Source organism: Flavivirga sp. 57AJ16, assembly GCF_028736925.1.
GTDB lineage: Bacteria > Bacteroidota > Bacteroidia > Flavobacteriales > Flavobacteriaceae > Flavivirga.
This window is the reverse complement of sequence record NZ_JAQZAT010000006.1, coordinates 170,462-182,246: the sequence shown is the minus strand read 5'-3', so window position 1 is coordinate 182,246 and position 11,785 is coordinate 170,462. Positions and strand designations below refer to the sequence as shown.

Genomic DNA, 11,785 nt, shown 5'->3' with positions numbered 1-11,785 from the left:
ATTTAATTACAATGATTATTATAGAATTTGACAATTTCTATAATGTCTCTTTTTTTTAATTCTTTGTTCTTGATTTTATTGGTCAGATCTTCACAATCTTTAAAAAACGCTGTTGAGCCTTCTATGAAATTTTTAGAAAATAACCGATTGGAAGCAAGATGGATAACTTCATCGTCGCTTTGCTTTTTTAGATAGTAATTTTCTATGGTATAGGGCATTCTACCCATTCCTGAAGCGAATGGGTTCATGTAACCACTAGAACTGGTTATGTATAAGGATACTTTACCTTTTTCGATTTCTTCTAAGACTTTAAATTTGCCCGAACTCTCTACCTTAAAATATTTGTATATTTTAAAATCATCTTCAGAATAATTAACTTTTACAGAGCCTATTTCAGAAAAGTGGATTTTATGGATTTTATTTTGACCGGATAACTTATACTTAAATTTGGAACCGCCTATTTTTCCTTGAACAATTGATTTACTACCATTGCTAAGGATTAATTCGCAGCTCTGTAACTGGGCATTTGCTAATTGTATAAAGCTGCAAATTGTAAAAAAAAGAAATAAACTTTTTTTCATTAGTTAAATTTTAGCATAGGTTCTTTCTTGATTTTTTCTATTGGAATTTTAAATTTCACTTCTCCCGTATACAGCCCTAAATCTTCTATAGTGAAATTTAAATACTCCTGTTTTAGTGCTTCATTGTCTCTAGGATATACAAACATGATGGTAGTAGCCCTACTCATACCATACATACGCGGATAAATAAAATCCGCCATTTCTAAAGTGTCTTTACTTGGCGTGTACACATGCACCTTTTCGTTCATTCCAAATGCCAATTGATTTACCATGGCTCCAAATTCGTTTCTGTTTTTTGGGGCTACACTTAATAGCTCTTGATTGTTTTTACTCATGCTTAAATTAAAGTACAGGTATTTGTTGTACTTGTTACGTAATGCATTAATTTTATTACCGTTAACGCTATCTCCTAGCTCTTGCTTTACCAACATATCCGTAGGGTGATACATTAGGGTATAATCTACACCATTTATAGTTTTATGCTGGGTATAGCCATTTTCAGGAGTTTTTATGTACTCTAAGAGTTCGGATTCGTTATTGAATGTTTTTTGGGTGCAGCTAGAAAAAAATATTATGGTCAGAAGACCGAAGACAGAAGTTGGAAGTTGAAAGCTGGGAGCTGATAGCTTAAAGTTTAAAGCTCCAAATAATCCTAGCATCAGATTTTTTGACTTCAATCTTTTTTGATCTTTATGTAACATATTTTTATATTATCTTTTAAGCTTAGGTTAATGTTGTCTTATTAGACTCTTAGCTCCGGACTCCTGCCTTTCTAGCTTTTTACTTTTCCCCTTCAAATTCTGCATTAAGTCCGTTTAAAACATCTTGGGTTAAATCTGTTCCCTCATCGGCATACATAATATTACCGCCACCACTGGCTCCAAATATGATTTTATGGTTGTGCTTTTTGCCATATTCCTTTATATAATCATTGATATCATTAATCACTGTTTGGGTTGATTTTTTATCTGCTTCCTGAATCTGTTTTTGTATGGCCTGCTGGTAATTATTTATTTGTTGTTGTTTATTACTTAATAATTGCTGTTTAAGCTCCAATTCTTTTTTACTCATTTTAGAACGTTCTTTTTCATAAGTTTTCAGTTCTTTTTGCCAATCGGTCATTAAGCTATCTACATTGGCATTAAGGGTTTTGGCCTTGGCTTCGAATGCTGCTTTTACAATTTTGGTACGCTTGTAACCGTCTAGAAGTTTATTAACATCTACATAGACCAGTTCTGAGTTTGATTGTATATAAAAAAAAGAAAAAATACTTGCTGCTATGGCAATTAAGGATACTGGGAATGCTAGTTTGTTCATTTAAAAAAGTTTATCTGTTTATGGGTTTATTCGTTTAATTTTTCTGATCGTTGCTCAATAATAAGTGTTCCAATTTTAAAAGACGTTCTTTGAGTTCTTGATTGGTAGCATCTTGTTCTTTTAATTTTTTGTCTTGTTGTATGGTATAAAGTGTTAATTCTTCTACTTTTTGGAGTAATTTTATATTCATTTCTGCTAAAAGAAGACCGTTATCTTGCATCTCTTTTTCTGAGGCTATTTCTGGCAAATGTTTGTTTTCTTTTATGTATTTCTCGACTTCTTTTAGAGAGGGAAGTTTATAATCATCATTAAAAACAAAATCTGCTCCTGCATTTATAGTTACTTTTACTTCTTGAGCATGTATTTTACCTGCTACGGTTAGCTTGGAGTCTGGTGTTATTGTACCGATGCCGATGTTGCCTGTAATAATATGAGCAAACATAAATGCATTGTTCAAAAATTCAGCATTAGTATATTCTAATTGAGTTCCTGCTCCATCACGAAGAAAATAAGTCCCCTCATCTTGATATACTATACCTCCAATATCATTATAAGTACCCGAAGGACGAACCCATTTAGCTATTGATTGATTCCATTTAGCTGGACCATAGCTGCCTGTAAGCCATTCATCTCTAATCCAACTATTTTCAGCAGAAGCCAAAGTGACTCCTAATGTAGTTTTTCTAATTTGACCACCTGATGTAACATGTAGTTTGTATTCTGGAGTTGCTGTTCCTATCCCTACATTTCCATTATTCGCTACAATAGCATTATTATATAACTGAAATTCTGGTCTTGTAGAATTTGACCTCGACAGTTTTAATACAGCTTCTTGATTATCAGCCCCATCTGATACAGTGATATCCATATCTATAGCATATCCTCTATCAATAGTATTAAATCTCCAACGGTGTTTATCTATATAATTAGCAGATAAAATTAAATTGGTTGTGTTTGAGTTTGCGCCGTATATATCCAACTTTCCATTTGGATTCGATGTTCCCATACCAATATTTCCATTTTGCCCATTAATGACAATTCTATTATAGTTATCAACATTCGAGTATCTTGTACCTATTCTAAAAAGGTTATCTGGAGCAACACCACCCCAATCTGCATTAAACCCTATATAGGCTCCTAAACCTCCTCCATCTTGCACTAACTCAATTCTAGGGTTGTCTGATTCATTATTATTATCCGTATCAGCCTCAATTTTTAATGTAGCATCACCTGATGTTCCTGATGATACTGTTTCCACAACTGTTTGTGCTTCAGCGTATAATGACAAAAGGCATATAAAAAATAAAAAATAGTATTTATTCATTGCTTATTAATTTTTCTATTTTCTTGAGTCTTTTATCTTGTTCTTTCAATACGTCTTCTAAGCTCTTTATTTTAGATTCTTTTGACTTTAATTCCTTTTCTTGTTGAATGGTATATAGCATTAGCTCTTCTATTTTTTGCAAAAGTCTTGCATCCATTTCTCCAATTAAGATTCCGTTTTCTAAAACCTCTTTGGCTGATGGTATATCTTTTAAATGACCTTTTTCCTTGATATATATTTCCACCTCATTTAAAGAAGGTAAATTATAAGTGCTTTCAAAGACAAAATCACTCCAACCTGTTAAATCAACACGTACTTCTTTGGCATGTATTTTTCCATTTATGGCAAGTTTTTCATCGGGAGCTGTTGTACCAATACCTACATTGCCATTATAAGCAAGGAAAAAGTCGTCTTCTCCAAAATTCAGTCTTCCAAATTTTGAAGTTAGAATAACGGTATCACCTCCATTAGGCAGTGCTCCACTAAAAATATTACCACCAACCCAAGCAGATTGATTAAAATAGATATTCATCGAATTAATAACCTTGGTGAAATTAACTTCTAAATAAGCTTTTGTTCCATCGTAAGTTATTCTAGCTTCTGTCCAGTAACCATTATCGCTTATAGAAACAAGGTTAAGACCACCATAACTAGACCAACCCTTTAGCCACGATATTTTAGCAACTCTAGGAGCAGAATCTCCACCCGTAGTCATTAAAATAACTTCGTGATACCCTCTTCCAGAAGCCCCATTAAGTTGAGCTACTCTTTTCCATCCGGCCGCATCAACACTAACGGTATTGGTAAGTTCGGTCTGGGAATATATGTTGAACGTTAGTAGTATTGCAACACCATAGATTATTGTCTTTATCATGTCATTTTTTATTCTCTAATTTTTCAATTTTTTCAAGTAAGATGTTTAATTTCTTTTCTTGCTCAATTGTGTAAAGTGTTAATTCCTCGATCTTTTGAAGTAACTTTGCATTCATATCTCCAAGCAGAATACCCTTTTCCTCCACTTCTTTTTCTGATGGAATATCTTTTAAATGCCCTTTCTCATTAATATGTTGTTCGACTTCTTTAAGTGTTGGTAAATTGTAGTCTTTTTCAAAAACGAAATCGCTCCAACCTGTTAAATCCACTTTTACTTCTTTGGTATGGATGTTACCATTTACGGCTAGTTTTGCGTCTGGGGTGGTGGTACCGATGCCTACGTTGCCTGTTTCAACATAAACATCATTCTCGAAACTGGTTTTTAACTTATTAATTAAACCATAACCTTGTCCTTTTTTATAATCTCCCCAGCCTCCAATAACTATAACAGAATTTTGGTAAGGCATATGCATAAAATTGGTCGGCTCAGTATCACCAGAGAGTATTGCAGAGCTAAGCTTTATTGCATTTTTATCTAAATCATCAAGCCTTAATTCTTGAATTACCAAACTATTGTTATAATGTCCTGAATCAGGTTTACTTTCTATACTTACACCCATTTTACCATTATCAGCTCTATATACACCAACATAGCCTCCTCCCTTCCAATTTCCATCTAAATCAATAGTTTTTTTATTTGTTGGTGCATAAATCTTATGGTTAAGGTTCGTATTAATCTCTGTTCTTGCTCCATTTGGGTCTCCAATTAACAAATCATTAGAAAACCGCCCAGTTCCTACTACATCCAATTTATAGGAAGGTGTTGTCGTTCCTATACCAACGTTACCTCCAGTATCTGTAACCTGGGCTATGATTGCATTGCAGGTAAAAAGACTAAATAAAAGAATTCTCTTCATAATTTTAATTGCTTAATTTTTCTTGTATTTTTTTAATAGTTTCAGCTTGATCTTTCAAAGCCTTTGATTGCGCTTCTATAAGCTTTTGTTGCTCTATCGTATAAAGGGTCAATTCCTCAATTTTTTGAAGAAGTTTAGCGTGCATATCGCCAAGTAGAATACCATTTGAAGCTACATCTTTAGCAGAAGGAATATCTTGTAAATGCCCTTTCTCATTAATATGTTGTTCGACTTCTTTAAGTGTTGGTAAATTGTAGTCTTTTTCAAAAACAAAATCTGGCCATCCAGAATTTTTTAATTGCACTTTTACTTCTTCACTTATAATTCTTCCTGCTATTGCCAAATTATAATCTGCTGGAATCTCTGAAGATGTAACACCAATACCAATTTTATTATTGGTAATAATATTGCCTTCTATTAAAGCACTCCCATCTTTAACTACTAATTTGTGCTCTGGCAAATAATCACCATAACCAGCAATTACAATTCTACTATTTGCTTTTGGTAAATGCATAAAAACGTTAGAATTACCATCATCTTTTACATAAAAATATTGCGTTTGGTTTTTACCAAATAAAAGAAAGTCGGTAGAACCACCTGTAACCCCCTGAAACCTAAGTCTCGAGTTGAAATTTCTATCTTCAATAGCTAGATAGCTTACAGCTTTTGGGTCTAAATTGGAAACTGGAAATTCATAGTAATTAAAAGTCCTGCTCTGCGAATCATTATCAACAAGTGTTCCTGCTGAAAAAATTAAACTTTTATTTTCTCTGTCTCGATAATTTGCAAAAACAGAACCGTCAGGAGGAACACTTGTCAAAATTCCTTTATCTGCTTTCACTGTCCCTACTACATCCAATTTATAGGAAGGTGTTGTCGTTCCTATACCAACGTTATCTCCAGTATCTGTAACCTGGGCTATGATTGCATTGCAGGTAAAAAGACTAAATAAAAGAATTCTCTTCATAATTTTAATTGTTTAATTTTTCTTGTATTTTTTTAATAGTTTCAGCTTGATCTTTTAAAACTTTTGACCGCTCCTCTATAAGCTTTTGTTGCCGTCATCTGTGAAAACAGGACAGTCATTGAAAAGCAGAATAAAAAAGTTAGGTCATATTTTTTCATTGATTCAAACACTTTTTGTCAGTTATTATAAACACGCTAAAACTACCGTATTGCAATAAAAAAACAGCTAAGGTTTTCCTTATAATGTATAAGGTTTTTATCTTTTTTTTGTAAGGTTTTTAAAAACCACACATTAGAGCTTAAAAGCCTATTTAAGGCGCTTAAACGAAAAATAGAGAAAACAAACTGTGCTTTAATAATTCTACAGATATTACAAAAAAAAACATAAATTGTTGTTTTACAGTAGTTTAAAATGAATCAAAAACCTAAATTCATGTCCTAAACTATCAAGTAAAAAAAGTAAGGTAAAACCTCAATAAAAATACGGATTTACCTTATCTAAATTTTAAATATTATTTATAGATTAGCTGTTACAATAGAGCTGTTATTACTACCACCACAATAATATTAGTTTTAATTATATAAAATAAAGATGAGCAAACCCCTCCACGTCTTGATTATTGATGATCATCTAGCAATAATTGAATATTACGAAAGAATCTTTTCCTATTTAAGTACAAATGCAAATTTTGTTTTTGAAATTGACACAGCGACAAATTGTGATGCGGCCATGTTAAAATTGAAAAACGCCTTTAAAACAAATCCATACGATTTAATTTTTTTAGATATTAGTTTGCCCCCTTCTAAGGATGGCACTATTTTGTCTGGGGAAGACTTAGGGAAAGTTATACGTCAATTATTCAATAGTACCAAAATAGTTGTATCGACACATCTTAACAATAACTACCGAATAAACAATATTTTTAATAATATTAACCCAGAAGGCTTTTTAATTAAAGGGGAGGCTGGTTTTAACCACTTTACTGAGGCTATTAAAATGGTATTGAATGATACCCCCTATTATACTAAAACCGTTTTGGAATTATTAAGAAAAAACGTAATGAATGATTTTAATTTAGATGAAAAAGACAGACAACTACTATACGAATTGTCTAAAGGCACAAAAATGAAAGATTTGCCCAAAACCATCAATTTGTCTATTGGTGGTATAGAACGAAGAAAACGCTTATTAAAACAAACCTTTAATGTTTCTAAAAAAAGTGATTTAGTCTTGATAAAAACAGCTCAGGAATACGGGGTTTTATAATTTTTTCAAGAGCCACATAAAACGAATAGAAATCCTTAGTTTTTCTAAGGTTATTCCTTAGTCATTTTACCATAATAATTTGTATTTTGGAGCTGTTTAATCTGCTTGCCAAACTTATTTTAAACCATTGATTATCAAATCAAAAAATAACTCTTTATTTAATAGGGGTTGTATCATAAACATTATAAAAACAAGACCAAATGCGCTTGACTAGAAATTTAATAACACCTGTTATGGCTAAGATCCAAATGGCATCGGCCAAAAAAAATAATAGATACGAACCGACAAAAACATTAAAATTACCCGCCTATAATTTACAAGAAGTTTTAATTGTTCTTGTCATAATAGGCATCTTGCTATTATTGGCCCTCCCTAATTTAATGCCATTAATTAGTAAAACCAAAAGTGTAGAAGCCCAAACCCAACTAAAGTTTATTTACAATTCGCAAACTTCATATAGGTATATGTACTCAAAATATAGCCCGGACCTGAACGAGATAGATTTTGAAGCGCCTAAAACAGTTAATGAAAATGGCACCAGTAATTATACTTATGAGATCTTAAGTGCCACAAATAACAGTTTTAAGGCAAAGGCTACCGCTATTACGGATTTTGATGGTGATGGTATTTTTAATGTATGGGAAATAGACGAAAACGGAACGCCAAAACAAATTATAAAAGACTAGATGGTTTTTATAAAGATCCTATTAACGGTGTCCCTTCTTTTTGTCTTTTTTCAGGATTTTAAGGAACGGCTCGTGTATTGGTTTTTATTTCCAATCATTGGGTTGTTATGCGCATGGCTCTTTTACAACAATACACTTCCAGAGTTATTTTATAATGCTTTAAAAATGAACCTGGCCTTTATCCTAATATTCGTTTTAATTATTTCTTTATACGCAAAGCTTAAGCTTAAAACTTCTATTTTAAAAACGGTTGGACTGGGTGATTTACTGTTGTTTGTTGCGGTGTCATTTATATGCACTACCGTTTCTTTTATTGTTCTTTTTATAAGCGCCCTTATTTTTTCATTGGTCTTACATCTGGCATTATCTAAAAATAAAAAAGTGATGACGGTGCCTCTTGCTGGTTATATGAGCTTGTTTTTTCTAGCTATCTATTTGGTTCAATGGTCTGGTTATGTAAACATTTATACTATTTAACTTTATGAATAATAAATATACCATTCCAACCGATCTATTACAACTCTTAAGCAGTGAACAAGCTTATCATTATAAAATTATTCCTGTTGAGTCCCAAAATGGAACACTCGTATTTAAAACAGATACACTTACCGAAAGCCTTAAAAGGGAATTGCATGTTGTTTTTGGAAAAAAAATTGAGCTACTTCCTGAAACTTCTGAAAATATTAACTTATATCTATCCAATAATTTTAGGAAAAAGGATTTTAATAAGGCCGAAGATTTACATTATACTAATGATTTTCTTGAAAAGTTATTGTTATCTGCCAAAGATATTGGCAGTAGTGATATTCATTTTGAACCCTATGAACACAAGTGCAGGGTCCGTTTTCGTTTAGACGGTAAGCTGAAAGAACATTTTATTATTGCCTTATCTGAATATCCCGTTATAGTCAATAAACTCAAAATAAAAGCAGGTCTGGATATTTCTGAAAAAAGGCTGCCTCAGGATGGCCGTATTACGGTTAAAACGCAAACAGATGAATTTGATATTAGGGTCTCTAGTCTACCGACCTTACACGGTGAAAAAATAGTACTGCGTATTTTAAGCAAGGATGCCAACCATATAGACATTCAGGATTTAGGTTTTACGGATAGGGAACTAAAAACATATAAGGAAGCCATTAAAAACCCCAACGGCATTGTGCTTATTTCCGGACCAACGGGCTCTGGAAAAACAACCACGTTGTATGCCACTTTAAAATTGCTCAATGACGACAAAACCAATATCGTAACCATTGAAGACCCTATTGAATATACGCTCGAAGGGATTAATCAGGTACAGTTAAAAGAAAATATAGGGCTGGATTTTACCAGTGCACTGCGTACTTTTTTACGTCAGGATCCGGATATTATTATGGTGGGGGAGATTCGCGACGTCAAGACCGCTAATATGGCTATTAGGGCGGCTTTAACCGGGCATCTGGTGCTTTCCACCATCCATACCAATTCTGCTTGGGCCACTATATCAAGGCTTATAGATATGGGGATTCCTGCGTTTTTAATAGCCAGCACTTTAAATGTTAGTATTGCACAACGATTGGTTAGGAAATTATGTGATCACTGTAAAGAAAAAGCCCCCATCACAAAAGATCTTTTTCCCAAAAATTACAGTGTTCCTAAAGATCTAATAACCCATTATAAGGCTATCGGCTGCCCAAAATGTTATCATACGGGGTATATAGGGAGGAAAGCCATCTATGAGATTATACCCATTACCAAAACCTTGGTCCCACATATTAAAAATAACGATCTGGAAATCGATGGGTATTTAGAAGAACATCATATTACCACCTTAAAACAAAACGCTACCGAACTTATAAAAAAAGGTATCACTTCTATAGAAGAGGTTTATGCTTTGTTAATTGATTAGACCATAATGGTCATTAAATATTTTAAAAAATGATAAAAAAACACTTAATAATTTGTAGCCTTTGCTTATTTGTAACAATACAAATAAACTCACAGAATACCTTTCCTACTAGTGGGAGTGCGGGTATTGGCACAACAAGTCCAAACAAAGACCTTGAAATAAAAGGGGGAGATGGCATAGGAATTCGGCTTTTTAACAACCAAGCCAATACTTGGGATATATTGAATACTCAATATGGTAAGTTAGATTTTGTTCGTGGAGGAACAAATACTTTTATGCGAATTGACCAATTTGGAAACGTTGGTATAGGCACAACCAATCCGCTAAAGAAATTGTATATAAATGCTAGTTTTGATGATGGCTTAGCACTTGCCGCCAATAATGCGATATTAGGTGATAATGGATCAGGTTCTTTTACACAATTATTGTTCTGGAATGGCTCTAATGCATATTATGGAAGAAGTCAAACAGGTATTGGTGTTGATAATCATTTTTTTAGAACACAAGGAATTACCAGGTTAATTATTAAAGATAATGGTAACGTAGGTATCGGCACCACAACCCCCGACGCCAAACTAGCTGTAAAAGGCAACATCCATACCAACGAGGTTAAAGTAGATCTATTGGGAGCTGTAGCACCCGACTATGTCTTCTATAAAGATTATGCCCTAAAAACATTAACCGAGGTAGAAAACTACATTGCCAAACAAGGGCACTTACCCAATATCCCTTCGGCAAAAGAGATGGAAGCGGAAGGCATTAAGCTTAAGGAAATGAATTTAAAACTTCTTGAGAAAATAGAAGAGATCACGCTTTATACCATTGGTCAGGAAAAAGAAATAAAGGCTTATAAAAATGAGCTACAAAGTCAAAAAGACATTATCAAAAACCTGGAAGATCGATTACAAAAAATAGAAATTCTTTTAAGCTCTAAAAACAATTAAGACCATGAAAAAACTATTATGCTTTTTTAGCCTTAGCTTATTTGCAACTATACAATTAAATGCACAAACAACAACTTTCGATAATTTAAATGCAAACCCATATATAAATAAAGCCATTACTTGGACTTCATCCAATTATGGCTCTGGTTTTGGACATAGAATAATAAACGATGACCCAGGAGGAAAAACACTATTAAACTTTCAAACCAGACATGATACTTCGGTTTGGTCAAATTTATTAACCTTAACATCTGATGGTAGGGTTGGCATAGGCACCAACAATCCTTTAACCCTTTTGGATATAAAAAGTTCCTCAAACCCCCAATTTAAGATAACACATGAAAATGAAGCTCCAAATTGGGGCCTAAAACTATCTCAAAAAGATAATCTAAGTGGGCTCATTGAAATGAATGGTCGAGATTTAACAATTACTAGTGGTTGGAACAAAAAAATTATTCTAGGAGTTCCTGAATACGATTCTAATGGAGGTCAAGTTGTTATTCCTTGGGGCAATGTAGCTATTGGAACGACAAGCCCTGATGCCAAACTAGCCGTTAAGGGCAACATCCATACTCAAGAAGTCAAAGTCGATTTATTAGGTGCTGTAGCTCCGGACTATGTGTTTTATAAAGATTATGCCCTAAAAACATTAACCGAGGTAGAAAACTACATTGCCGAACAAGGACACTTACCTAATATCCCATCGGCAAAAGAAATGGAAGCGGAAGGCATTAAGCTTAAGGAAATGAATTTAAAACTTCTTGAGAAAATAGAAGAACTCACGCTCTACACCATCAATCAGGAAAAGCGCATCAAACATTTAGAACAAGAAAACAATACACTTAAAACACAAAAAGAGCGTATCGAATTATTAGAAAAACAAGTCACTCTACTTTTAAAAACAAAAGAATAATATATACTATAAATTAGCGCATAAATATACATTGAATGAAACATCTATGGCTAAAAATTTGACATATAGCGGAATGATTATTATGGATGTTACATGTGGCCTTTGAAAA

Annotated in this window: 13 protein-coding genes; 6 read left to right on the top strand and 7 right to left on the bottom strand. The window is 33.2% G+C overall.

The genetic code is table 11. From position 1 onward, the window contains the following. Nucleotides 1-2 precede the first annotated feature (2 nt). The 7 genes from PQO00_RS08475 to PQO00_RS08445 form a co-directional block, all read right to left on the bottom strand. Nucleotides 3-581: a hypothetical protein gene (locus PQO00_RS08475; protein ID WP_274184410.1), complete on the bottom strand. Its 579-nt coding sequence runs from the start codon at nucleotides 579-581 to the stop codon at nucleotides 3-5. After that, on the bottom strand, nucleotides 581-1,282 hold the full coding sequence (locus tag PQO00_RS08470; protein WP_274184409.1) for a hypothetical protein: 702 nt from the start codon (nucleotides 1,280-1,282) through the stop codon (nucleotides 581-583). Before PQO00_RS08470 ends, PQO00_RS08475 begins: the two co-directional genes overlap by 1 nt. Before the next feature lie 79 nt (nucleotides 1,283-1,361). Then, entirely contained in the window at nucleotides 1,362-1,898 is a 537-nt protein-coding gene (locus tag PQO00_RS08465; RefSeq protein ID WP_274184408.1) for an OmpH family outer membrane protein, read from the bottom strand. Between the two features lie 34 nt (nucleotides 1,899-1,932). After that, nucleotides 1,933-3,222 carry a tail fiber protein gene (locus tag PQO00_RS08460; protein WP_274184407.1) on the bottom strand — a complete coding sequence of 430 codons (1,290 nt, stop codon included), beginning with the start codon at nucleotides 3,220-3,222 and terminating at the stop codon, nucleotides 1,933-1,935. Continuing rightward, nucleotides 3,215-4,096 (bottom strand): hypothetical protein, encoded by an 882-nt coding sequence (locus tag PQO00_RS08455; RefSeq protein WP_274184406.1) that lies wholly within the window; start codon nucleotides 4,094-4,096, stop codon nucleotides 3,215-3,217. The genes PQO00_RS08460 and PQO00_RS08455 overlap by 8 nt, the downstream gene beginning before the upstream one ends. Before the next feature lies 1 nt (nucleotide 4,097). After that, nucleotides 4,098-5,012: a tail fiber protein gene (locus tag PQO00_RS08450; protein WP_274184405.1), complete on the bottom strand. Its 915-nt coding sequence runs from the start codon at nucleotides 5,010-5,012 to the stop codon at nucleotides 4,098-4,100. Nucleotides 5,013-5,016: 4 nt separating this feature from the next. After that, nucleotides 5,017-5,979 (bottom strand): hypothetical protein, encoded by a 963-nt coding sequence (locus PQO00_RS08445; RefSeq protein ID WP_274184404.1) that lies wholly within the window; start codon nucleotides 5,977-5,979, stop codon nucleotides 5,017-5,019. 591 nt (nucleotides 5,980-6,570) lie between these two features. Here PQO00_RS08445 and PQO00_RS08440 point away from each other — a divergent pair. The 6 genes from PQO00_RS08440 to PQO00_RS08415 all read left to right on the top strand — a co-directional run bounded on the left by PQO00_RS08440 (nucleotide 6,571) and on the right by PQO00_RS08415 (nucleotide 11,676). After that, on the top strand, nucleotides 6,571-7,245 hold the full coding sequence (locus PQO00_RS08440; protein ID WP_274184403.1) for a response regulator: 675 nt from the start codon (nucleotides 6,571-6,573) through the stop codon (nucleotides 7,243-7,245). A 248-nt stretch (nucleotides 7,246-7,493) separates the two neighbouring features. Then, nucleotides 7,494-7,931: a prepilin-type N-terminal cleavage/methylation domain-containing protein gene (locus PQO00_RS08435; RefSeq protein ID WP_274184486.1), complete on the top strand. Its 438-nt coding sequence runs from the start codon at nucleotides 7,494-7,496 to the stop codon at nucleotides 7,929-7,931. After that, a complete protein-coding gene (locus PQO00_RS08430; protein WP_274184402.1) occupies nucleotides 7,932-8,408 on the top strand; it encodes a hypothetical protein in 477 nt (158 codons plus the stop codon). A 4-nt stretch (nucleotides 8,409-8,412) separates the two neighbouring features. Then, the gene (locus tag PQO00_RS08425) at nucleotides 8,413-9,819 is read left to right on the top strand and encodes a GspE/PulE family protein (protein WP_274184401.1); all 1,407 of its coding nucleotides are present in this window, start codon (nucleotides 8,413-8,415) and stop codon (nucleotides 9,817-9,819) included. 29 nt (nucleotides 9,820-9,848) lie between these two features. Beyond that, nucleotides 9,849-10,763: a tail fiber protein gene (locus tag PQO00_RS08420; protein ID WP_274184400.1), complete on the top strand. Its 915-nt coding sequence runs from the start codon at nucleotides 9,849-9,851 to the stop codon at nucleotides 10,761-10,763. A 4-nt stretch (nucleotides 10,764-10,767) separates the two neighbouring features. Beyond that, entirely contained in the window at nucleotides 10,768-11,676 is a 909-nt protein-coding gene (locus PQO00_RS08415; protein WP_274184399.1) for a tail fiber protein, read from the top strand. The last annotated feature ends 109 nt before the right edge of the window (nucleotides 11,677-11,785 follow it).